The sequence below is a fragment of the Candidatus Chlorohelix sp. genome, from assembly GCF_037138995.1.
Classification (GTDB): domain Bacteria; phylum Chloroflexota; class Chloroflexia; order Chloroheliales; family Chloroheliaceae; genus Chlorohelix.
In genome coordinates, this window is record NZ_JBAXHI010000029.1 from 1 (window position 1) to 22,907 (window position 22,907).

Annotated in this window: 21 protein-coding genes, 2 tRNA genes and 1 pseudogene; 11 read left to right on the forward strand and 13 right to left on the reverse strand. The window is 45.1% G+C overall.

Translation table 11 applies throughout. From position 1 onward, the window contains the following. Window positions 1-253, forward strand: a 253-nt coding sequence (locus tag WCK19_RS13000; RefSeq protein ID WP_342397816.1) for a hypothetical protein, incomplete at its 5' end; no start/stop codon positions are given. Between the two features lie 61 nt (window positions 254-314). Here the strand turns inward: WCK19_RS13000 and WCK19_RS13005 are convergent. From WCK19_RS13005 to WCK19_RS13035, 7 genes and pseudogenes are all read right to left on the reverse strand, one after another. After that, on the reverse strand, window positions 315-803 hold the full coding sequence (locus WCK19_RS13005; RefSeq protein WP_342397817.1) for an NUDIX domain-containing protein: 489 nt from the start codon (window positions 801-803) through the stop codon (window positions 315-317). 21 nt (window positions 804-824) lie between these two features. Next, on the reverse strand, window positions 825-1,811 hold the full coding sequence (locus tag WCK19_RS13010; protein WP_342397818.1) for a nitronate monooxygenase: 987 nt from the start codon (window positions 1,809-1,811) through the stop codon (window positions 825-827). 78 nt (window positions 1,812-1,889) lie between these two features. Then, window positions 1,890-2,093, reverse strand: a pseudogene (locus tag WCK19_RS13015) (thioredoxin family protein); the annotation flags it as partial. A gap of 12 nt (window positions 2,094-2,105) precedes the next feature. After that, complete coding sequence (locus WCK19_RS13020; protein ID WP_342397819.1) at window positions 2,106-2,606, reverse strand: hypothetical protein; 501 nt, start codon at window positions 2,604-2,606, stop codon at window positions 2,106-2,108. A gap of 94 nt (window positions 2,607-2,700) precedes the next feature. Continuing rightward, window positions 2,701-3,567, reverse strand: a complete 867-nt coding sequence (locus WCK19_RS13025; RefSeq protein WP_342397820.1) for a PPK2 family polyphosphate kinase — start codon at window positions 3,565-3,567, stop codon at window positions 2,701-2,703. Window positions 3,568-3,739: 172 nt separating this feature from the next. Beyond that, the gene (locus WCK19_RS13030) at window positions 3,740-5,728 is read right to left on the reverse strand and encodes a DUF2357 domain-containing protein (protein WP_342397821.1); all 1,989 of its coding nucleotides are present in this window, start codon (window positions 5,726-5,728) and stop codon (window positions 3,740-3,742) included. A gap of 3 nt (window positions 5,729-5,731) precedes the next feature. Beyond that, window positions 5,732-7,672 carry an AAA family ATPase gene (locus WCK19_RS13035; protein WP_342397822.1) on the reverse strand — a complete coding sequence of 647 codons (1,941 nt, stop codon included), beginning with the start codon at window positions 7,670-7,672 and terminating at the stop codon, window positions 5,732-5,734. 1,017 nt (window positions 7,673-8,689) lie between these two features. Between WCK19_RS13035 and WCK19_RS13040 the strand changes: the two genes are divergently transcribed. From WCK19_RS13040 to WCK19_RS13070, 7 genes are all read left to right on the forward strand, one after another. After that, the gene (locus WCK19_RS13040) at window positions 8,690-9,382 is read left to right on the forward strand and encodes a response regulator transcription factor (RefSeq protein WP_342397823.1); all 693 of its coding nucleotides are present in this window, start codon (window positions 8,690-8,692) and stop codon (window positions 9,380-9,382) included. Between the two features lie 23 nt (window positions 9,383-9,405). Further along, entirely contained in the window at window positions 9,406-10,221 is an 816-nt protein-coding gene (locus WCK19_RS13045) for a HAMP domain-containing sensor histidine kinase (RefSeq protein ID WP_342397824.1), read from the forward strand. 145 nt (window positions 10,222-10,366) lie between these two features. Then, entirely contained in the window at window positions 10,367-11,335 is a 969-nt protein-coding gene (locus WCK19_RS13050) for a hypothetical protein (protein WP_342397825.1), read from the forward strand. Window positions 11,336-11,419: 84 nt separating this feature from the next. Beyond that, window positions 11,420-12,409, forward strand: coding sequence for a hypothetical protein (locus WCK19_RS13055; RefSeq protein WP_342397826.1), 990 nt, complete (start codon window positions 11,420-11,422; stop codon window positions 12,407-12,409). Window positions 12,410-12,595: 186 nt separating this feature from the next. Beyond that, the gene (gene rpsT, locus WCK19_RS13060; RefSeq protein WP_342397827.1) at window positions 12,596-12,871 is read left to right on the forward strand and encodes a 30S ribosomal protein S20; all 276 of its coding nucleotides are present in this window, start codon (window positions 12,596-12,598) and stop codon (window positions 12,869-12,871) included. Between the two features lie 80 nt (window positions 12,872-12,951). Then, window positions 12,952-13,025 (forward strand) — tRNA-Asp (locus WCK19_RS13065). A gap of 137 nt (window positions 13,026-13,162) precedes the next feature. After that, window positions 13,163-14,185 (forward strand): HNH endonuclease, encoded by a 1,023-nt coding sequence (locus WCK19_RS13070; protein ID WP_342397828.1) that lies wholly within the window; start codon window positions 13,163-13,165, stop codon window positions 14,183-14,185. Between the two features lie 46 nt (window positions 14,186-14,231). Here WCK19_RS13070 and WCK19_RS13075 read toward each other — a convergent pair whose 3' ends face one another. The 6 genes from WCK19_RS13075 to WCK19_RS13100 form a co-directional block, all read right to left on the reverse strand. Beyond that, complete coding sequence (locus WCK19_RS13075; protein ID WP_342397829.1) at window positions 14,232-14,717, reverse strand: hydrogenase maturation protease; 486 nt, start codon at window positions 14,715-14,717, stop codon at window positions 14,232-14,234. Window positions 14,718-14,720: 3 nt separating this feature from the next. After that, complete coding sequence (locus WCK19_RS13080) at window positions 14,721-16,013, reverse strand: Ni/Fe hydrogenase subunit alpha (RefSeq protein ID WP_342397830.1); 1,293 nt, start codon at window positions 16,011-16,013, stop codon at window positions 14,721-14,723. Next, window positions 16,000-16,806: a hypothetical protein gene (locus WCK19_RS13085; RefSeq protein WP_342397831.1), complete on the reverse strand. Its 807-nt coding sequence runs from the start codon at window positions 16,804-16,806 to the stop codon at window positions 16,000-16,002. The genes WCK19_RS13080 and WCK19_RS13085 overlap by 14 nt, the downstream gene beginning before the upstream one ends. Before the next feature lie 180 nt (window positions 16,807-16,986). After that, a complete protein-coding gene (locus tag WCK19_RS13090; protein ID WP_342397832.1) occupies window positions 16,987-17,520 on the reverse strand; it encodes an acyl-CoA thioesterase in 534 nt (177 codons plus the stop codon). A 24-nt stretch (window positions 17,521-17,544) separates the two neighbouring features. After that, window positions 17,545-19,422 (reverse strand): sialidase family protein, encoded by a 1,878-nt coding sequence (locus WCK19_RS13095; RefSeq protein WP_342397833.1) that lies wholly within the window; start codon window positions 19,420-19,422, stop codon window positions 17,545-17,547. 98 nt (window positions 19,423-19,520) lie between these two features. Next, complete coding sequence (locus tag WCK19_RS13100; RefSeq protein WP_342397834.1) at window positions 19,521-20,045, reverse strand: cytochrome c; 525 nt, start codon at window positions 20,043-20,045, stop codon at window positions 19,521-19,523. A 325-nt stretch (window positions 20,046-20,370) separates the two neighbouring features. Here WCK19_RS13100 and WCK19_RS13105 point away from each other — a divergent pair. The 3 genes from WCK19_RS13105 to WCK19_RS13115 all read left to right on the forward strand — a co-directional run bounded on the left by WCK19_RS13105 (window position 20,371) and on the right by WCK19_RS13115 (window position 22,907). After that, window positions 20,371-20,443 (forward strand) — tRNA-Lys (locus tag WCK19_RS13105). A 248-nt stretch (window positions 20,444-20,691) separates the two neighbouring features. Beyond that, a complete protein-coding gene (locus WCK19_RS13110) occupies window positions 20,692-21,642 on the forward strand; it encodes a MoxR family ATPase (protein WP_342397835.1) in 951 nt (316 codons plus the stop codon). Window positions 21,643-21,644: 2 nt separating this feature from the next. After that, window positions 21,645-22,907: a DUF58 domain-containing protein gene (locus WCK19_RS13115; RefSeq protein WP_342397836.1), complete on the forward strand. Its 1,263-nt coding sequence runs from the start codon at window positions 21,645-21,647 to the stop codon at window positions 22,905-22,907.

The following is a 22,907-nucleotide window of genomic DNA, read 5'->3' on the forward strand; positions in this document are numbered from 1 at the left end:
CGTCACAGTTCAATACCGTGGTGACGCAAACAACGAAGACGGCCTGCTTGGCTTTGCTTCTCCTTCCTCCAAGGATGCGGCGTTCGAGAAGAGTAAAAATACTCAAGACAATTGGGCATATGGGTACGGCTCAACTGTAACGATTGACGACGAAGACAACTGCACCGTAACTGGTGGCGGTACCCGTGGGGGTTATGGCGGCGGTGGCGATCGTGGGGGTTACGGCGGCGGCGACCGTGGAGGTCGTTACTAGAAATTAAAAAAAGAGGAGGGTTCTAAATGCCCTCCTCTTTTTTGGTTCAAAATTTTAGAGTTTAATCCAGAGCTATCTGGCGGTCTCCTGTGACAAAATGCCGCAGTATTTTGCTGTCAAAGGGGAAAGCCAATTCAGGTAACTCATTCAAACTGAAAAAAGCCAGTTCGCTTACTTCATCAAGTTGGGGAGTCATATCAAGAATAGAGCTTACTACCTCAGCCCGGTAAACTATCAGAATAATTGGGTTATTATTATCGCTGTAAACACCCAATAAAGCTGTTAAGGTCACATCTAGATTGGTTTCTTCTTTTACTTCGCGGAGGGCGGCTTCTTCGACTTTTTCGCACCGCTCAACGTACCCACTGAGAAAACTCCATTTGCCTAAGCAGGGATTAATATTGCGCTTGCCGAGCAAAACTTTACCGCCATATTCTACCAGCGCCACCACTACTACTTTTGGGTCTTGAAATACTATATAGCCACACATCGGACAGGTTGGGCGGGTTACGCCAAAGCTCAACATGGTTTCCAGTGAAGTAGCACACATCGGGCAAAATTTCATGGCAGCCTACGCGCTCCCCTCTTTGGGTTGCACTACATTTTTACCCAAATTGCTCAAGATTTCTTCCGCGCCATTAGTTATCCGTTCTAATAACTCTTGCACGGTGGGTATATCATGTATCAATCCGACAACTTGCCCTGCCCACACAAAGCCTTCATCCATCTCACCGGATACCGCCGCATGTTTATTTACTTCTCCAGAGATAAAGGGTAGTAATTGGTCAAGGCTAGGATTGGTTGCTTCCAATTTTATTATATCTTGTGATACCTTACCCCTTAACGCTCTGCCTGGTCGTCCTATAGAACGTTCAATAATTTCGGTGTCAGTTTCGCGAGCAGCCACAAGCGCTTCTTTGTAGTTCTGATGAGCAATACACTCGCTGGTAGCAACAAAGCGCGTTCCCATCTCAATGCCAGCCGCACCAAGCGCAAGCGCAGCCGCCAAACCTCGCGCATCACCGATACCGCCGCTTGCCAATACCGGGATTTTTACCGCATCCACTACTCTTGGAACCAGCACTAATGTGCCGATATCCTCGCGCCCCAAATGACCGCCACCCTCGTAGCCTACCGCAATCACACAATGCGCTCCCAAACTTTCGGCTTTCTGTGCAGCACGAATACCTGCCACCAGTACCAGAATTTTCACCTCATCTGCAAGCCCGGCATTACGCACATGCTGAATCATTGTTTCGGGATTTCCGGCGGTAATACTTATGCAACGTACCCCTTCTTCCAACGCCACATCGAGAAGGTCAAACATAGGGCGATGTCCAAGCGCAAAATTAATGGCAAAGGGTTTGCTAGTAAGTCTCTTACATAAACGTACTTCTTCTCTGAAAGAAATCGGGTCAGGAAAAGCCGCCGCGGTTATTTGTCCCAAGCCACCCGCGTTAGAAACGGCGGCGGCAAGTTTGGCAAGCGCAAGATGTTGCAACCCGCCCTGTACTATAGGTTTCTCAACTCCAAAAAGCTCTGTAAATTGTGTTTTCAAGATATATTCTCCGGCAATTTTAAAAGGCGCAGACATTCTACGCCCTTACTTTACAGTATTCTGGTAGTTTTTTTCAAATCAGCTAGTGGCTTGCACTATATATTTCATGAAAGCCGATTCGGGTACAGACCCTTCAAACTGAAGCAGGTTGTTCACTACGGTTTTGGGAACGCCATACACATAGTATTGCTGCGAAAATTCCATAAATTCGTTAGCTTCGACCACTTCTGCCTTAAAATTGGGATTCAACATTGCCATTTGGTGCGCCATACTGGCGGCGGGTGGGCAATGCGGTCAGGTAGGGGTTACAAAAATCAGCAAAGAAACAGGTTGGCTCATTTGCTCTACTTGTTCCTGTGCTTTCTGGCTCAATTCGGCTTTTCCACCGGACAGCGATATTAGATTCTCAACCAATGTGCCGAACTCGTAACCGCTTGGCATCCCATAATAATGGGACTTACCCTTGAGGGTAGCGGCTTTGTAAGCCAGCGCAGGGAGCATGCCGGGTTGAATCCCTTCCAGATTAGCGGTTGCTTCACCTTCAGGTGTTTCCATATCATGCAGTACAAACCGGATTTTCCCTTCGGAAACTTCGGATAGTTCAGTTAATAGCTGACGAGTTATCCGGCAGGCTTCTTCCTCAACTACCTCGAATTCTTCGCCGTTATCCTTGATTTCCTCAGCAGAGGTATGATAACTTCCAAGCGTGTAAAGCTCTATAGTCACAGGGTCTTTTAGCTCATCGGCAAATCGTTTTATTAGAAAAGCCCGATTCTCTTCTGATATAAGCTTCATATTATATGAGACCTTTCTTATATATATAAGGGTTTATATCACCAGCCTAATAATAAAGCAGTACATGCAATAGCGCAAACAAATTTTTTAAATCTCAAGAGTGGCTATTATTAATCTCGCCTCTCGCGCGTGCTGCTTGTAGTTCCTTTATAGCAGCCTGTCCACGTTCGTCCAAAGCTTTCTTCCATTTGTCACGGTACGGTCTCAAATGTTCCACCAGCGTTTCGGCAACTGCTAGGTTCCTATACCACTTGGCATCCGCCGGAACTAGCCACCAAGGGGCATGCTCTGTACTACAACGGCTCAGGGCTTCTTCATAGTGTCGCTGATACTTGTCCCATAACTCGCGCTCTTTATAATCCGCTACCGACATCTTCCAACTTTTTGCCGGATTCAATTCACGCTCTTTAAGACGCGCCAATTGCTCTTTCTTTGAAATATGCAGGAAAAATTTCAGGATTATCGTACCGGAGTCGGCAAGCAAACGCTCGAAATTATTGATATGTTCATAATTCTTTTCAACCACTTCTTCTGGTTTAAGCCCATGCACCGGCACTACCAGCACATCCTCGTAATGGCTGCGATTGAAAATCCCGATAACGCCTTTTTGGGGCGTTTCCAGATGAATCCGCCACAGAAAATCATGCGCCTGTTCGTTGGCGGTAGGCACTTTAAAACTGATTACCCGGCAGCCTTGCGGATTCAAGGTACTCATCACATGGCGTATAGTACCATCCTTGCCGCTGGTATCCATGCCTTGCAAAACTACCAGCACACTATGAGAACCGCTGGCAATCAATAATTCCTGAAGCTCTTCCAGTTCTGCGCTATATTTGGCAAAATGCGCGGCAGCATCTTCCTTGTTCAACCCGGAGGTAAAATTCGGGTCGTAATCATGCAACTTGATTTTCTCGCCCGCTTTAATCTTGAAAGCATAATCGCTCTGATTATTAATTCCCATTGATTTTGTACTCTCCAAGCTAAATTTATTAATTCCACTTATTGGGAGTGCCTATTTTAGGAAATGTGACTTTTAGTTCTGCCACATTTTTTAGGTGGCTTAGCAGAAGCAAAAAGGCTTTTAAGACTTATTTCCTCTGCCTTATTAGGCACTCCCCCAGTAATTACTTTGATTATTCGATTGCGCCTGCCATAAAGAGCAATCGGCGCAGAATCGGGGTTAGTTGGCTGGCAGCGGTCGGTCCCGGCAACAAGGGCAATTGCCCGAAGCGATATTCGTCATGCTCTAGCCGGTTTGGGAAATCGGGGAATATCGCCCATGCAGCAACTACCGCCCGCGCTGGAGTGCCGGAAAGCACATCGGAGTGGGTGAAATCGCGAATACTATCGCGGTATTGATATTTGGCGTAAAGAGTGCGTGAGTCGCGGCTATATGTTGCATCAAAGATAATAATGCGTGGTACACGCTCATCTTCACTGAAAATTTCGATGGCAATATCCGGGCGACGCTTAGTAGAGCCGAAGCCTTGGGGCGAGTAGTAGCCGTAGTATAAAGGTCCATCGCTTGGCAATTGATCTTCGCGTCCTCGATACTCCCTGTCATAATATATCACCACCCGCTTGCCCAATGAGGATAATAATTCCATAGAACCGCCACTATTTAGGATATAGTTAAAGCGGGTATTCTTGCTCAAAATTGAATTGAGGTTAACAGGTCGCCCCTCTTTGGCAATAACCGTAAAACCCAAACGCTCCACCATCGTTTGCAAAATTATTACAGTAGTCCAATATTCGTAAAGTTGGTTAACGCTGCTGAGACGCAAGCCTCGATCCATCCGTTCCAAACCAACGGTGCTGGCAGAAAGATTCATATCTTTGTCTAGGGCGCTTTCAATCAGGCGAATTTGCCGATAATAGCGATTTTCACGCAGCACCACACTAGAGCGACGTTTACCGGGCGGCGGTAAATCTTCTAGAAAAGTGCTGGTTAGCGAATCTTCAAGTCGTTTGTGCATCCGGTGTAAGTCTTTGATATAGCTCTGATTGGTTTGTATTCGGGCAGCCAACAGGGCGTTGCGGGTGCGGCTACTGCGCTCTTGCTCTCGTTTCGCCGATATAATTTCTTCCATAAGCTGCTTCTCAATCATTTTCATGAGTTCTACCAACTTATGCACCACCATCTTCAGGAATCTATTCTCATAGGTATCAAAAGACTCTTCGAGACGTGGCACGGGTAGGCGGTTTGGCAAAGCTCTGACGGATGGTTCTTTACTTTTTTTGTGGGTGGCATTGTAGCGGTCTTGCATCTTCTTGAGCTTTTCCTGCCATGCTGCTACCGGTACCGGAGAGGTGGGCGGGATATGCAATTTCTGGGCAGCATCAGATTTAGGCAGAAGCGGCTCAGTTTCTGGCAAGTCAATAGCCCGCTCGTCTGGAATTGCGATTGGACTCCAACTTGCCCCGCTACGAGCAGCAAGTTGCAGCGAGCTATATGTCAGGGAACGCATAGCGCTGGCTGGCTCAATCGAGATATAGCGGCGCAATTCGCGATGTGGGCAGTCGAGGATTAGCGGCAACACCCCGATTAACCGATCGTAATGCACTTTCACTACTTCATAGCGTACTGCGGCGGGGCTTTTCCCACTGGTTAGCACCGCAATTTCATGGGTGCGCCCACGCTCGCTGTACAGCACCTTTTCATTCTGCTCTCGCAATTCATCGCGCATATACTCATAGTGTTGTTCAGCTAGGCGCGATACCTGAAACAAGATGTTGGCAGTAAAACCCGGCACCGGAATGCCGCGATATAGCAAAGTTACGCTACAATCTCCGGCGTATTGTTCCTCTTGCATGCGCTGTTGCCACTCGCGAGTGCTGACCTTGTTATTGGCGCGGCGCGTATTCCAATGTACTGGAATGCCCTGCGTGACTTCATCCCTTTCCAGTTCAAGGGTAATGGCATAAATATCAAGCGGGAGGTCACTGGTATCAATTTCAAACTCAAGACGCTCCCGCTCGCTCAACACCACTTCGCTGCGCCAATGCAAGCTGCGGCGATTGACCGTCACCCTGATTCGCGAGAGCATTTCGATTTCAAAATCGCTCAAACCGCTTGCTATAAAAGGCTGATTTGAGGAAGAGTTTAAACCTGAAGATGCCATAATTTACAACTGCCCTATAACTATTTCTTCTTCTTGTAGCCGGGCGATTAGCTCATTCACCATTTCACTGCTGCGCTCGAAAAGCGGGCGATCTGTTTCGGCGTTGCGCGTTTCCTGATCAAAATAGGTGTTGAGCTTTTCAAGCATAGAAGTTTGGCGGTTGTGGTCGCTGCTTACTTCCAGTTTAACCAGAATCTTTTGTACTGCTTGAATATCGAGAGCGGCTGGCATTGTGAAATAGCCCGATTGGTAGGCTTCGTTTACCCAATCGAGTATCTCATGTACGGTGCGGTAGCCGAACTGTTGCCCGGCTTCTGCAAGGCGTAGGTTGATTTCTTTGAGATGCGTGCCGACGAAATCGAGCAGCACTTCATCATAATCGCTTCGCAGCAAATCCAGCATATGCCCGATTTCGATTCGGTCAATCTTGATAATATTGGCGCGATCTAGCACCTTCCGGCTAAAGGTATGGGTCGTTTCATCCAGATTGACGGTTCCGGTAATGCAGAGGTTGGGCGGGATATATAAATCTTGCTCAATATCATCATCAGAGCCTTGCGGTTGGTCGTACAGGCGTATTTTACGAAGGTCGCCTTCCACTTCTAAACGGCTCAGGAAGTCGCTGAAGTAATATTCGGCACGCGCTAGGTTCATTTCATCCAGACACACGAAATATTTGCGGGCGTTCTTACCGTTCCGCCGCCACTCGATTGCAGCGTTAGAGACATGGCGGCAAAATTCGGTGGGTATAAAGCGTTTGTTGAGGATGTCGTAGCTACCAAGTAGGCTCTCGTTGCTTTGCCAATCCGGGCGTATCGAAACTAAACAGTATTTGCCGTTCATAGCGTGAGCATATACTTCGGTGAGGCGAGTTTTGCCGCCGCCGGAAACTCCGGTTAAGATTACAAAGGGTTTAGATATTAGGGATATATGATAACGCCAGATTAACTCATCTGGGTAATATAATTTTTCTTCACGCAGGAATTTGATAACCCGTTCCACCTCAACTGCCACAGCCTTGTTAAGACGTTGGGCAGGTGGAGGGGCAACCTGCAAAATAGGCTTGGAACTTCCATTGCCTGCGGTGCTTTTGTGGCGATTAGTATCGTTGCCTTCCCCCACCAAATCAATGATTTTTATGAGCCGATCTACTGTAATATCGCAATGCTCCGCATCAGAAATACGCCCGGCGGTACGCATTTCGCTCGATTTCAATTCATGCTGTTCCTGAATACGTTGTAGAAATGGAATTATAGCGCTACGGTCAATTTTACGGACATATTTACTGAAGGTTTCGCTGCGGACGCTCCGATTCCAGATTGGGGTGCTATCAATAAGGCTGTCGGTGAAACGAACCGAAAGATCTTGCCTGCCAGTGATAAGGTAATGTGGGCGACCTAGCAACATTCCATCTCGGCTATCGCGCCTTTCCACTTTATCAACTACATAAACTCCTACCAGATAATTGAAAATACCTCGATTCGTCCAGAAGAGCATTATATTGCCGGGCGCTATAGTCGAGAGAAATTCACTATATTCATCATCAGCAGGTTTCCAAACTTTGTATTCATCTTTACCAAATAAACCTAAGTCATAACAACGGGATTCCCCTTTTTCACAATACATCTGGCGAAAATATTCAGGAGCGCCGCACAATACTCTTACTGCATTAGGACAAATCGTTCCATCAAATCCGTTTATATGGCGATTTACTTTTAATAGCAAACAATTATCCAGAGTAATATTATAATTCATTCGTGGCGGATGTTTAGTTTCAATCGGTAATTTGGTAATATCTACTGCGCTAAATACCTGCCGCATGGCTTCATTTACCGGTGTTTCGGGTGGGCTTTCATCAATCATATTATTTTCATTACTTTCCTCTATTTGGGTATCGCCTGTTAAAGGCTCATAATCAGAGGCAGTTGTCTCAAATGACATCATGCTACTTCCTTTCAAACCTTTTCCGATTTTCGGTTACACAAATAATTATTTAAAAGGCGCACAAGCGTGCGACACAACTGTGGGATATTTTAGTTCCGCGGGGGACGGTGCCGAAGTATCGGTTTTGCCCTAACCGACAGAGTCATTACTAAAGTTTACCCTTTTAAGGGGGTAAACGCAAGCGTGAAGGGGCAAACCACAGGTCGGCTGCAAGGTCGGCATTTCCATTTCCAGCGCCCGCCCGGAAACTTTAAGAAAATCGTTTTTGTAGGGGCGGTTCGTACCCTGAAAGGGTATGCGTCGTAGTAGGTGCGAACCGCCCTTAGTCCCTTAGTCCGTTGTTCCCTTCCCCAACGCCTTTACCAACCCTACGAAATCACCCCATGCTAATACCTTTGAAAAACGTTTTATAGGGGGCAATTTCTTTCTTGCAACAGCCCTGATAGCCCTACCGCTACCCCCTAGGGGTTTAAGTAGTATAGCAATCAAAACCCATGCGCTAAGACACAATTAGCATGGAAGAAGATAATTGTTGAAAGGCAAAATGAGAAAGAAAAGAGTATAAAACAAAACCGAACAAATGTGTCTGGCGGTAAAGAATATATTAACAAATTGTAATGGTTTTTATTCAGTATATCTATTGACAAGGATACTAAAATTATATAAATTTATTAATATAAAGTAGTTATATACTTCACAACACAGGTAAATAAACTAATTTCGGTAGAGATGGTTATTATTTTCTTGATAACACTATGAACTAATCGCTCCCCCATTACAATCCACTATATTTGTTACTACACCTATAGCATAGGTAAAAAACCTTATCTCTTCATTAAGAATTTGATTTAAATCAGTTTGGGTTGTTAGCTAGTCTGAGAGTTAACGGTCTCAAAGTTAGATTAAGCTTAGTAACTCGTTAAGGGTAGCCCTGTATAATCCCTGTGATTAAATATATTTTGAACCCTAAAATCAAGTTTAGGGATATAGGGATACGGGTTGGGTTGGAGTGTAAATATGAATATAATGATTGTGGATGATGACCCCATGACACGCAAAATGCTGGGGTTTCTTTTCCAAGGCGAAGGTTTTGAGATTATTTTTGCCGAAAGTATCAGATCAGCACGCTCCATTTTGATGCATGATTCTCCCTCTCTCATACTCCTTGATGTTAACTTACCAGATGGTGATGGTTTCACTTTCTGTCGTCAATTGGCAGAAGAAGAACCGGGTATTCCAATTGTCATGCTCACTACTCGTGGTACACAGGTTGATAAAATTTCAGGTCTCAAGTTAGGGGCAGATGATTATGTAGTGAAACCCTACGACCATTCTGAACTGGTTGAGCGAGTAAGGGCTGTATTACGCCGCTCCAGTCGGATGCAGCCACATCTTGTGCAGGATCAAGTTAAAATTGGCGATCTCGAGTTGCTCATAAATGAATTGAAAATTCGCGTTGGAGTTAAAAAAATTGTAAGCCTTACTCCAACTGAAATGAAAATAATGAGTTGCTTAATGAACAATGTCGGTAAGGTTATGAAGCGCACTACAATAGCAGAAATCGCTCTAGGCTACGATTACGAAGGCGTAAGTAATGTGGTGGACGTTTATATCAGACGTTTGCGAAAAAAGCTTGAGTTTGACCCGACAAATCCCAAATATATTGAGACTGTGGTAGGTAGTGGCTATAAAATGTGCAAACCTCTTTAACCATTGAAGTGGGAACAATTACGATGGAAACTACAATTTTAAGATTTAACGATACCAATAACAGCAATCCGGTTGAGCAGAAAAACCTGATGCCTGATTACTGTTCTTTTGACTCTCAGAAGTCTTCATTGCTTGCTACAATCGCGCATGATATGTGCGCTCCTCTTCAAGCCGCTTCAGGGTTTAACAGTTTCTTGTTGCAAGAAACTATAGGTACATTGAATGCAACCCAGAGAGATATAATTGAATCTATTTCGAGTTGCTTGTTGCAATTGAATCGTTTGGTTGAAGATGTAATATGTCTTGATAAATTAAATAGCCAGAAACTTGAAATTGATTACGCTTTGGTAGATTTGAATGAGTTGGTTCGAGAAACTGTTTCTCAATTCAGTGGGATAGCGCAAGTTGGAAATATTGAGCTTAAGATTCAATATCCAATTGGGCAAGCTTGCTATGTGTTGGGTACATCTGCTAGGCTCCAACAATGCCTCCAAAACCTGATAACAAACGCTATAAAATTCGCTCCTATGGAAAGCAGTATAACAATTACTTTAGAACAGACTACTGATTGTTATAGAGTAATTGTTAGAGACGAAGGTCCTGGAATTAGTAGGGGAAATTTGGAAAGCATTTTTTGTCGGCATATTCACAGCAACGACAGCCGTTATGCCGGGTTTGGGCTGGGTTTGAACATCGCCAAAGATTTGATAGAGCGGCATGGAGGAAAAATCGGCGTTGAAAGCCAGTTGGGACAGGGTAGCGCCTTCTGGTTTAGCCTTCCAAGAATCGATTTTACTGCTATTGATGAAGAACAAGCGGCTTGGTACTTTGCTGCTTGAAGTAATACCATACAGGTTACAAGGGTATAAAAACACAGTTCCAACGTAAAATTTTGTGGAATTGGTTAAGGGTTAAGAGGTTAAACGCATTATGTTAATAGCCCGAGCGCCGCTGCGAATAAGTTTCGCAGGAGGTGGCACTGACATGCCTGCCTATTATGAGCAATTTGGTGGCTTGGTTGTCAGTACCAGCATTAATAAATACTTTTACGTTATGATTAACGAAATAGGGCTAGGTGATAGCCAGATAATTTCAGCAAACTACCAATCAGTTTTTTCTGTAGTACACCACTATAATATACCCCACGACTTAATCTGGGAAGATGACCTAACTTTACCCAAAGCAGTTCTCACCCAATTTGGCGTTAAAGAAGGCGAAAACATTTTCCTAGCATCGGAAGTACCTCCTGCCACTGGTTTGGGTAGTAGTAGCGCTACCACTGTGGGGTTGCTAACCGGTCTTTCCCGTAAGCGCAACCAAAATATGAGCAAAATTCAGGTAGCGGAAATGGCTTGCCATATTGAATTAGAGATGCTCAAAATGCCAATTGGCAAACAAAATCAATATGCCTCTGCTTTAGGTGGTTTGAATTTGCTAGAGTTCAACGCTATAGACGTAAGACCAATACCAATTAAGATTAGTTCGGCAGGAAAGAAAGCGTTACAAAATAATTTAATGCTCTTCTTTCTTGGTGTCTCTTCAAAATCCACCACAATTTTACGTGAGCAATTTACTTCTATAATCCGAGAAGATAAGCAGGTGTTGGAAAATCTACACCATATCAAAGAATTGGCTTTTGAAACTAAAAAATGCCTTGAGTGCGAGGATTTCGATACTTTTGGCGAGTTGCTGGACGAAGGTTGGCAGCGCAAAAAGAACCTCTCTCCAAACATTGCCAACACTAATATCAACAAAGTTTATAAAACCGCCCTCGATGCAGGCGCAATCGGCGGGAAAATAACCGGCGCAGGTGGTGGCGGTTTCCTTTTACTTTATTGCCGCCCTGCAAAACAAGCAACTGTAATCAGCGCTATGCAGGCTTATGGCTTGAAGAAAATGAACTTCCAATTTGAAGAATATGGCGCACATGTGCTACTGGATCAGCGAAATTGATCGGGCTTGCTTTATTATAAATAGAGCTTTTTTTAGGAAGCTAATTTGGTAGCTATCAGGTAAAAATGACCAAAGAGGCTAAGTATGATTGTATCCCGCACCCCTTTGAGAATAAGTTTTGTAGGAGGCGGCAGTGATTTGCCTTCCTTTTACAAGCTTGAACCCGGTGCCGTAATTGGCACTGCTATCAATAAATATATCTACATCACCGTTAATCGCAAGTTCGACTCAAAGATTCGAGCAAGCTATTCGGTCACTGAAATAGTGGATTCGGTTGACGAATTGAAACATGAACTTATCCGGGAAAGCATGAGATTAATGGAGTTGGATGGCGGCATTGAGATAACATCAATCTCTGATATACCTTCCGCCGGTACTGGTTTAGGCTCCTCAAGCACCTATACAGTAGGGTTATTGAATGCACTATACGCATACAGAGGGCAACATGCTGGAGCCGAAAGACTTGGAATGGAAGCATGCCACATAGAAATCGAGCGTTGCAGTAAACCAATTGGCAAGCAAGATCAGTATTTTGCGGCTTTTGGTGGTCTCAGATATTTTCAGTTTAATCCTGATGAAAGTGTATTCTCAGACCCAATTATTTTTAATATCCAGACAAAGCAAAAGCTCCAAGAGCATCTCATGATGTTTTATACGGGCATTACTCGTTCTGCCAATGAGATTCTTCATGAGCAAAATGCCAATATTACCAGTGATGATGGGAAAAGAAGTGCCTTGCGTAAAATGACCCAAATGGCTGGCGAGTTGCGAGAAGCCCTGCAACGCGATAACCTTGAAGGTTTCGGTGAGGTGTTGCATCAAGGCTGGCTTGAAAAACGCAAGTTGGCAAGCGGTATCAGCAACAACAGGATTGATGAATGGTATGAGATAGCGCGTAGGCATGGCGCAATTGGGGGCAAGTTGTTAGGGGCAGGCGGTGGCGGATTCCTTTTATTATTTGCGCCTCCCGCAAAACAGCCGGAAATTCTTGGCGCATTGCCTAACTTAAAACCGATGGAATTCCGGTTCGAGTCACAAGGCAGTAAAATTATTTATGTGGAAGAAAACGACTAATTTAATTTTCTGGTTACATAGGGTGGATGTTGGAAATGGAAATGCTGACTATGTAACCGCCCTGTTAACCGAACAAAATATGTTTGCAAGGTAGGAAGCTTTCTGATATAATAGTTGTTCGTAAGTTAAGTGTAAGTGCGAATTTTTAGAACCCCCTACAAAATGGGGCAGGAGGAACTGGAAGCTTTGGCTAACCTGAAAGCATCGATTAAACAAATCCGTCAGGATGAGCGCAAAACGGCACGTAATGGGCCGGTGCGTAGCTCTCTTAAAACCTATGTGAAAAACGCTAATATAGCGGTTGAAGGTGGGAACCAGGAATCGAGCCTAGAAAGTGTTCGAGTTGCTATAAGTAAACTGGATAAAGCAGCCCAAAAAGGTATTATTCATAAGAATCAGGCTGCCCGCCGTAAATCTCGTTTGGTAGCTAAATTCAAGTCTAAGTTTGACGCTGCCAGCTAAAAAAGCATTTGTCAGGATATTACTCAGGCTCAAAACTGATTTGACATCAAGGCGCATTTCTGGTAATATCCTCTAAGTGTGGAGGCGTGGTGTAGCGGCCTAACATGCATCCCTGTCAAGGATGAGATCGCGGGTTCAAATCCCGTCGCTTCCGCTTAAAAGAAAGAAAGGTAGAGCCAAAAAGCTCTGCCTTTTTTGTTATTATTTTTCTGATTCAGTATCATAGCGTTTGCTGCCTTACATACGAGTAGGGTGCAACAAGGGAAGACGAAAAGCTAGGGCTGAATCGGGTTGCCTGAACCAAAAACACATAAAATTACAGGGATTAGTTTGAGTAACGAACCTTTTGAAAAGTATTTTAGGATGTTTGGGATTTTGCGCCAGAGTAAGGATCGTAGCCAATGGCCAGCGGAGACTTTGTATGCCGCGCCATATAAACCTCTCCTTTTATTATCAATTTTAGACCTCCTTGAACAAGGGATTATTAAAACAAATCTAATTGAGCTGTGTCAGGAACTGGGAGAGCTTTTCACCCTATATTGCTCAAAAGTATTAGCGCCTGAAAAGATAGGCAATATTGGAATGCCTTTTTACCACTTAACAGGAGATGGTTTCTGGCAGCTTATACCGAAGCCGGGTTTGGAAAATTTATCCAGTGAAAAAAATAGTGCATCAGGGTTAAAAAAAGTGTTGATCGGGGCAAAGTTTGACGATGAATTGTTCAACTTGCTAGTTATTAAAGAAGTCCGCGATGCTTTCAGAAGACTTTTGATCCAAAAGTATTTTTTAGAGAGTATTCAGCAAAAACTTTTAGAATTGAGTCAGGTGAATAAAGCTGTTTTCGAATATAGTGAGAATTTGCTCAAAAAACCTTCTCAAAACTTAAATATTAAGGAAGTGGCAGGTAGTTCGGTAGATTATGTAAAACAGGTGCGAGATCAGGCTTTCAGAAAGGCTGTAGTGAAAGCCTACGAGCATCGCTGTGCTATTTGCGGTTTAAAGGTGATTACAGCAGAGGGACATACCGCAGTAGCAGCGGCACATATTGTTCCGTGGAGTATAAGCAAAAATGATAGTGTTACTAATGGCATAGCCCTTTGTCATTTATGTCATTGGGCTTTTGACGAGGGCGTGACGGGAATTTCCACTCATTACACAGTGTTAGCATCTGAACAACTTACTTTAAGCGGTAATGCTCCGGGTGTTTTTCTGATGATGCGAGATAGACCGATCTTTAAACCTGATATTAATGAGAGATTGCCTGATATCGAAGCATTGAATTGGCATAGAAAAAACGTTTTTAAACGTCTCTAAGAATTCTCTTTATACAGTAAAAAGTTAACAGCCAAACGAAACCGCCTCAATCCTGCTTTAGTTTCTCCACCTCGTCTAGAATTTGTTCTATCAGGTACGGAAGAGCCGATTCAACCTCGTCAGACAGCGGATCCCCCATTTTGAAGTTTGTACCCTCAACCCCAAATACAACCAAACGCGAAGGAAGACAATTTAAAGCGCGTGCTAATTCGATTGCCTCGGCTACTCCAAAATTGTGGGTTGAAGTGCTGAAAAAGCTTGAAGGTAAGGGCTTGGCAAGTGGTTCAAAGCGATAGGTTCGACCTGATTTATTGCCGGAGGAAACAGCATCAACCAAAATCACCCTCCCAACCCCCTCCCACAAATCGAGCAAGCCTGTTCCATCGCTATCAAATTCTACTGCCTGCACACCCTGCATATTTTTACTTGCCAAAGTTTGAGCAATCAATAGCCCGGCTGAGTCATCGCCTCTGAAATAATTGCCCACCCCTATAATTAGGATGGGCAATTTTATAACGCTACCAGTTGTCAAAATTTACTCCTCATCAAATTCCAGCTTAAGAAAGTGAGTGGCGCACGACAAACAAGGATCGTAATTTCGAATAGTCTGCTCACATTTGGCTGTCATTTGAGACTTGGGCATTTCAAGATTTTCGCTCACAAAGCGAAACAAATCTTCTTCAATTTTATTCTGGTTTTGAGCGGTAGGCGGTATAATTTGTGCGCTTTTCACCAACCCTTGCTCGTCCAACTCATAGTAATGATACAACAGACCACGGGGCGCTTCGGTACAACTATAGCCTTTGCCAGCACGTGGTTCGGTATCAACCGCCGATTTGTCAGGTTCTTCGTAATTTTCTAGCAAGCGAAGAGACTCATCACATATGTGTAACGCTTCAATGCTGCGTACAATAATACTTTTGAATGGATTATTACAAGTTCCGTTCAAACCCGCTTCCTGTGCGGCTTGCTGCGCTATTGGGGCAAGTTTATCAAAGTTAAGGTTAAAGCGTGCCAGAGGTCCTACCAGATAGGCGCCACGCTCTTTAACTCGCGAATGCAGCGCATTAGAATTGGCAACTTGCTCTTCCACAAAATGCTCTTCGTAAGCGCTCATTGGAATATCTAAGCCTTGGCTGGAAATTAGCCTGCCTTCATTTACCGGATATTCATCGGGATGTTGCAACGATACAAATTCGTATTCCTGCTCATATTCAGGGAAAGGCAAGGTAGAAACCCAGCGTATTGTATCCAGCGCAGCTTCTTTACCCCATTTCAGCCGTTCAATAAGGTCTGCTAAATCTGCCTTTTTTGGACTTTTGTAAAAACCGCCTACTCTCACATTAATGGGATGTACAGCCCTGCCTCCAAGCACCGTCATAATTTCATGACCGAGTTTTTTTAACTTGATGCCACGCTGTACTTCTTCAGGGTAGGTTTTAGTCATCTGAATTACATCGGTAGTGCCTACAAAATCGGGCGCATGCAACATATGTACATGGAGAGCGTGGCTTTCGAGCCATTCGCCCAGATATAATACTCTGCGTAATGCTCTCACTTGCGGGTCAATAGTTACTCCCAAAATTTGCTCAAGCGCGTGTATCGAACTCATTTGATGTGCGACCGGGCAAATACCGCAGATTCGCGAAACCATATCCGGTACTTCTTTATAGTGCCGACCTTTGAGGAATGCTTCAAAAAAGCGGGGCGGTTCAAAAATATCCAGATGAACCGCTTCCACTTCGCTATGCCTTACTTTAATCAGAAGCTTACCTTCACCCTCAATTCGCGCTATATTTTCAACCTTGATAGTTCTAGTTTGATTCATCGACCTTTGCCTCCTCTTTTAGGGTATGATTCCGGTATGGTTCTGCATAGGAATGTATTCCTCTAAATGCGCGTGCAATTTCAGCTTCTGGAATACCCAATTGCCTCCAGTGGCGCTCTAAAGCTTCTGGATGGGCAAATTTGCGAGGACCATAACATCCGGCACAAGCTCGGTTAAAAGAAGGACATAACGCCCCACAGCCCGATTGAGTAAGAGGTCCCATACATGTAATACCTTGATCCAGCATTATGCATGATACTCCAAGCTTTTTACAGTCCACACACACGCTGCGATTATTTGTTTCGGGTAATGGTTCCCCGAACAAGAAGGCTCTAACCACCTGAATTAATGTATTGGTATTGACTGGGCAACCACGCGCCTCATAATCCACCGTTACATGTTCTGATATAGGCGTAGATTTATGAAGGGTTTCAACGAAGTCTGGCATTGGGTAAACCACACTCGTAAACTCACCGGCATCTTTAAAATTACGAAGCGCCTGCAAACCGCCACCCATAGCGCAAGCGCCCATCGTCACTAAATATTTAGAGGCAGCGCGTACCTCTCGTATTTTTTCAGCTTCGTGGGCAGTTGAAATTGAGCCTTCCACCAGCGATAATTGGTAGGGACCTTTCAGGTGAGAACTGGTAGCTTCGGGGAAATAAGCCAACTCGGCATCGCTTAGTAATTTAAGTAGTTCGTCTTCATGATTAAGTAATGTAAGCTGGCAACCATCGCAGGAGGTAAATTTCCAAACTGCCAGTTTGGGTTTGCCCCGTGTGGTTTTTGTCACAGAAGTAGCCTTTCACATTTAAAAGATTGTTACGATAATCACAATTAAATCGCTAATAGGATACCGTATATAGGTAAATATTTTGGTAAATATATATATATATTTGGGTGAAATTGTGAATTAAAATACAATAGATAGGAATAATTGAACAAGGGGCTTAAACCCCACGCCTGTTTCCTATTACAAATCCTTGAGTTCTTGCTCGATTTTTTTGGCGCGTTCGCGGCGGCGGATGGCGCGTTCGATGATAGCGCGTTCCTCATCATCAGCAGGTTCGAGCGGAGGTACGCCGGTAGGTTTGCCGGTAGCATCTAGCGCTACAAAGATTAGCTGACTGCTGGCGATATGGCGCACCTCCCCGGTAATCAAATCCTCAGTTTTAACCTCTACGCGCACTTCCATACTGGTACGACCAACATAATCCAATGCAGAATGGATATACAGCACATTTCCGATATAGGCAGGTGCAAGGAAATCAAAGCGATCCACCCGCACCGTTACCACAGGGCGTTGAGAGTGCTTTATCGCCACAATTGCTGCTGCCTCGTCCACCATACGCATAATCACGCCGCCATGCACATTGCCGTGTCCGTTCGCATCCAGCATTTCCATAATGCGACTGGTGGTGCTGCGGGAATAGGCAATACTGCGCCCTTTGGTCAAATCCACTTCGGGCAACTCACGCCGCGACAAAATTCTGTGGAAAGCGTCCATACGCTCAACTCCTTTTTCTGAAATTCAGGATTTGGGAAGCCAGCCCCGCGCCTGTAACACCTGAACGCCTAATGGGGCAAGCGAAACGGTAGAATTAATAATCTGAAACTTGGTACGCTCAAAATATTGTACCAAAACCGTTTTGCCATCTGCACCCTTCTCCTCGATTTCTTCGGTAATAGGGTAGCCAAACACTGCTAACCCGCCGTTACTATCCCAGAAAATCTTGAAAGCCCCCTTAAGAGTGTGTTGGGTTACATCAAAATAAACAAGTTGATTGGTGGTAGCTACAAAACGAGACGGCACAATATACTTCCCTGCTTGCGCCTCTTTGCCTAGTAATGCCACCTTGATTTCCTGACCGGGAGGTTGATTGGGCAGAAATTCCAGCTTGCCGCGCTCATAATATTGCACTGTACGGCGAATGCTTTGCTGTTGGTCGAATTCGCTAAATTCTTCGGTGATAGGCAAGCCATAGATAGTGCGCCCCTTATTGCGCTCCCAGAAATTCTTAAAGCCGCCGGAGATATAATGCCCGGTTTCGGTAAAGTACAACCGGGTGGTATCGGTAACAGCCGAGTCGGGTGTAGCAACTCGCGCTGCCGGATTCACACCACCGTATAGGGAAAAATCGGCAATAACCGAGCCATCGGTAATAATATTGGCATACTGCCCGTTGCCAAAATCTTTGCTATCGTAGCGTAGCAGCTTGCCGTCACTATTGAGGGCGAACAGCAGCGAATTATTGTAAACGGCATCCGCCGCGCGAGTGGGCGAAACCATAGTCAGCAGCAAAGGATTTATCAAAAGGTTGGAGGAAGGCAAGCCAAGACTATCTCCGGTTAGCGTAATACCAGCGCCCTCGGTAAGCTTAACCCAGCGTGTACCATCGCTGTTGCGATAAATGCCAGTACGGGTAGCCGCATAAACCACTCCGCGTCTTTGGGCATCGGAAGCAAGCGCATAAACCCCACGCTCCGGCAACCCGTTACCAACTTGCACCCAATTTTTACGGTCAGGGGTAAGACGGTACAACCTGTCACCATTTCCCGCATATACTCTTTCGCCGGGGGCTGCCAGCAAAACTCGCAGTGTACTGCGTGGGTCAGGGGTAGTGGTGATTTCCGACCAGTCGCCAAGTGCGTTCCAACTAACCCCTCCATCTCGCGAAATCTTCACGCGACTCCAATCTTCGGCTTTTTTATTTGGCGCATAGGAAGTCGTCATGTAAAGATACTGGTTTACGTTCGGGTCAAGCACAATTGCGGTAATATTCGTGGTAGTGGGAAAACTACCTGCGGTGGAAGGTATCCAGTTGTTGCCGCCATCACTGCTTAAATAAACCCCATTCAAAGCGCCGTTAGCAGCTACCAACAAGTTGTTGTTGCGGGCAATAACTTTTACCAGCGAACGACCTGCCAGCCCCAAATTTTGCCAGCTTTTTCCGCCATCACTACTTTTGAAAAGCCCTTTGCCATCGGTTGCAGCATATAAGGGACGCAGCGGGTCATCAGAATCCATTGCTACACTCAATACTGCTACGCTCCGCAACGCATCACCCACATCTTGCCAACTTTTGCCACCATCGCTGCTTTTCTTCAAACCCACGCTAGTAGCCAGAAAAAGGCTGTTCGGGTCTTTAGAATCTATCAGCAGGTCACAAATCTTTTGAGCGGGCTGGTTACTGCTAACAATGCTCGCAGCTGAAATGCTAGGCAAGGCGGTGGGACTGGAGCTTTGGGGTTGAGAATTATTGCTGCCGCTCAGAACCCCTACCACCGCTAAAATTCCTAGACATAATAATGTTACTACACCTGCTATTATCCCAAGCCGTCTATTTCTAGGAGGCGGAAGCGTTTGGGGTGGAAGTGATTCGGGTTTTTTTTCGCCAGTTGCAACCATAGGGCAGACACCTATATAAAGGCATAGAATTTACGCCTCAATCGTTTCAAGTAATAACCGCCCTGATTTTACTACAGAATCGGGGATTTTGCCTTAAATTAGTTTAGGCTTTGCAGGAAAGCGTAAATATCCGCTACTTGAGAATCGGGTAATTCTTCTTGCCGAAAAGGAATCATTGAATTGACGGTGGAAGGTCTAGGGTTGCGTACTTGCATTAAAACTTCGGTGTAGCTTAATTTTGTAGCAGCTATTTTTGGGCCGTAAGCGCCCCGAGCAGTCTGCCCGTGACAAGCGGCACAGCCTACCAGTATAAATAGATTTTTGCCACGCTCAACCGCAGTCCCACCCGCCACTGAAAGGGTAGTCACCGCCGTTGTAGCGGTCGTGTTAGGTTTGGACACCGGTGGCGTAGTGGATGCAGCAACTGTAGTTTGAGTAAGAATGGGTAAAGTGGCAGCTACAATGGTTGCAACGGGAGTTATATTGACAACAGCTTGAGTGGTAGGAACAATAGTTGTAGAGATTGCCGAAGAGGATTGGGTTACTTCATCACTACAGGCTACCAGTAACAACAAGCATATTAAGCCAACAAGCAAGAAAATAATCGGGTTTTGTCTTATCATGAGTCTCATAGTAATACCAAAAACGAAAGGCTTTTACGGCGGAGTAAGAAGCCGTGAATGCCCACTTCTTCCAATAGTTTGTTTAATTAGCTATTTTACTTCAGATTAGCTCTCCAATGCAACCGTCCTAACGCCAAAATGTCCCGTTAACAGGGCGTTTCAGTGTTTAACAATTTGAGCTTGCTACTACTTCTGTAATTTTACAGGTTGCCCATATTTTGAGTTCGGCAATTGTAAAAAATATTATTCTCTGAATCGCTCTGGTTATTGCTACTAGAACGTTTGACATATGCTCTATCAAGAAGTATAATCGGCTTCACTTTTTGACCGCGTAGCTCAGTTGGTAGAGCAACTGACTTTTAATCAGTGGGTCCCGGGTTCGAGTCCCGGCGCGGTCACTTTATCTCTTCTAAACTCAACACCGATAGTATCTTATCTGAGCATTTTCTAAATATCATTGGTAAATAAATATTCTAAGGAATGCTGACAGTGGCGTAAACACCGTCAGTAGTTTAAGTTGCCACCGGATTAAGACTCTCTTGGCGGTTTTCTTTTGGGCTAACCGCTATAAATTCTTACGTTGGAATAAGAGGTTCAAAACTCGTATGGTATAATATATTGGTATCTGTATAGAAGGAGTTATTGCATGACCGTAGCATTACAGGTAGCCCAGCGAGTTATTGCCAATGTTGAGAAAGTTATTATTGGCAAGCATCGGGAAGTAGAATTGACCCTTTTGGCGTTATTGTGTCGAGGGCATATTCTTATTGAAGATGTCCCCGGTGTGGGCAAGACTGCTTTGGCAAAAGCTATTTCCCGTTCTTTGGGCTGTACCTTCAAGCGTATTCAGTTTACCCCTGACTTGCTCCCAAGCGATATAACGGGTATTTCGATTTACAACCAGAAAACGGGCGAATTTGAATTTAAGCCCGGTCCAATACTGTCTCAAATTGTGCTGGCGGACGAAATCAACCGCGCTACGCCCAAAACTCAATCTGCTTTGCTGGAGTCAATGGAAGAACGACAAGTGACGGTTGACGGTATAACCTATCCGTTGGCTGAACCCTTTATTGTGTTGGCAACCCAGAACCCCATCGAATATGAAGGCACTTTTCCATTGCCGGAAGCACAGTTAGATCGTTTCATGATTCGCATCTCTTTGGGCTATCCCGCAGCAAAGGATGAGATTGAAATTCTCAGTCGTCAGCAAATGACACATCCGCTCGAAAATCTAGGGCAGGTGGTAAGTTCACAGGAGATTGTAGCGGCACAGGCGGCAGTTCGTGAAGTGTACGTTGATGAATTGGTAAAGCAGTATATTGTGGCAATTGTAGAAGCAACCCGCAAGCACGAAGATGTTTATCTTGGAGCTAGTCCTCGCGGTAGCCTTGCGTTGTATCGTGGGTCTCAGGCGCGGGCGCTTTTAGATGAGCGCAACTATGTAATACCGGATGATGTGAAAGCGGTGGCAAGTATTACGCTGGCGCATCGTCTGATTATGAGTCCCAGCGCCCGAATGAAGAATGTGACCGGAACTTCTGTAATTGATGAGATTTTACGCCGAGTGCTGGTACCAGGTACCAGAGTTGGAAAATAGCTGTGAAAGTTTTCCGATTTGTTCTGGCAATTGTCCTGATTCTTTTTGCGGCGCAGGCAATTAATTTTCGCTTACTCTCTATCTTGGCTTATACGCTGCTTGGGATATTAGTCTTCAGCTTGGTATGGGCAAAGTTGAGTTTGCGGTGGCTGGAAATCACCCGCACTAGCCCCAGTGAACGGGCGCAAGTTGGCAATAGCTTTGAGGAATTGGTCACGCTTCGCAACAAAGGGATTCTGCCTAAACTTTGGTTGGAGCTACACGACAGTTCGGAATTACCAAACCATTATCCCAATTGTGTGCAGAATTTACGCCCTCTAGGGGTAGTGCGTTGGAAGGCTCGTACCCTTTGTGTGTTGCGTGGGCGTTATCGGCTTGGTCCTATCAAGGTTACGGCGGGCGACCCTTTTGGATTGTTTCGCTTCAACCGTGAGTTTAAGAATACTCGGTTTATGACCGTGTATCCAGCCACTTTTGACATCAACAAATTTGAAGCGTTGATGGGTTTGTTGCCGGGTGGCAACCCAATCAGCCAAACTAGTTACCACGTTACCCCAGATATTAGCGGGTTGCGCGACTATCGCCCCGGTGACAGCCTCAATCGGATTCATTGGCGTTCAAGCGCACGCCAGAATAAGCTGATTGTAAAAGAATTTGAATTTGACCCAACCGTAAACGTGCAGATATTTCTGGATATGGACGCTTCAGTTCACTGGGTGATTGACCGTTCCAGTAGCGGGGCAGTGCATGGGGCGAAACTTGCATCAGTTAGTAGTCGTTCTATTGACAGCACCGAAGAATATGCAGTTACGGCAGCCGCTACGTTGGTACGTTATTATTTGGATAATAACCGAAGCGTTGGTTTGTTGGCTTGGGGTCAAGAACACACTGTGTTACCGCCTGATAGGGGTGTGCGACAGTTCTGGAAGATTATGGAAGCGCTGGCGATAGTCCGAGCGCAAGGTAGTACCGAGTTCGGGCAATTTCTGGCAGCAGAAGTTACCCGTACCCGTAGCAGTGACACTCTCATACTGATTACTCCTTCGCTCAATGAAAGTTGGTTAAATCTACTGCCTTTGCTTTTGAGGAGAGGCTCAAAAGTAGCGGTGGTATTGTTAGAACCACGCACATTCGGCGCACAGGTGGAAGGCTCTATGCTGGCGGTAGGTTCGTTGGCAGCAATGAATGTGCCGCTCTACTTGCTCAAGCGCGGTGATGATATTGGTATGGCGCTGAATTCGGACATGGCTGGAATAAGGCGATAA

What these genes read in the sequence shown, in the direction of transcription:
- WCK19_RS13045 (WP_342397824.1), top strand. Translation starts at nt 9,406, where the DNA reads ATGGAAACTACAATTTTAAGATTTAACGATACCAATAACAGCAATCCG.
- WCK19_RS13055 (WP_342397826.1), top strand. Translation starts at nt 11,420, where the DNA reads ATGATTGTATCCCGCACCCCTTTGAGAATAAGTTTTGTAGGAGGCGGC.
- WCK19_RS13100 (WP_342397834.1), bottom strand. Translation starts at nt 20,045, where the DNA reads ATGATAAGACAAAACCCGATTATTTTCTTGCTTGTTGGCTTAATATGC.
- WCK19_RS13020 (WP_342397819.1), bottom strand. Translation starts at nt 2,606, where the DNA reads ATGAAGCTTATATCAGAAGAGAATCGGGCTTTTCTAATAAAACGATTT.
- WCK19_RS13095 (WP_342397833.1), bottom strand. Translation starts at nt 19,422, where the DNA reads ATGGTTGCAACTGGCGAAAAAAAACCCGAATCACTTCCACCCCAAACG.
- WCK19_RS13050 (WP_342397825.1), top strand. Translation starts at nt 10,367, where the DNA reads ATGCCTGCCTATTATGAGCAATTTGGTGGCTTGGTTGTCAGTACCAGC.
- WCK19_RS13005 (WP_342397817.1), bottom strand. Translation starts at nt 803, where the DNA reads ATGTGTGCTACTTCACTGGAAACCATGTTGAGCTTTGGCGTAACCCGC.
- WCK19_RS13035 (WP_342397822.1), bottom strand. Translation starts at nt 7,672, where the DNA reads ATGATGTCATTTGAGACAACTGCCTCTGATTATGAGCCTTTAACAGGC.
- WCK19_RS13030 (WP_342397821.1), bottom strand. Translation starts at nt 5,728, where the DNA reads ATGGCATCTTCAGGTTTAAACTCTTCCTCAAATCAGCCTTTTATAGCA.
- WCK19_RS13080 (WP_342397830.1), bottom strand. Translation starts at nt 16,013, where the DNA reads ATGAATCAAACTAGAACTATCAAGGTTGAAAATATAGCGCGAATTGAG.
- WCK19_RS13110 (WP_342397835.1), top strand. Translation starts at nt 20,692, where the DNA reads ATGACCGTAGCATTACAGGTAGCCCAGCGAGTTATTGCCAATGTTGAG.
- WCK19_RS13025 (WP_342397820.1), bottom strand. Translation starts at nt 3,567, where the DNA reads ATGGGAATTAATAATCAGAGCGATTATGCTTTCAAGATTAAAGCGGGC.
- WCK19_RS13040 (WP_342397823.1), top strand. Translation starts at nt 8,690, where the DNA reads ATGAATATAATGATTGTGGATGATGACCCCATGACACGCAAAATGCTG.
- WCK19_RS13090 (WP_342397832.1), bottom strand. Translation starts at nt 17,520, where the DNA reads ATGGACGCTTTCCACAGAATTTTGTCGCGGCGTGAGTTGCCCGAAGTG.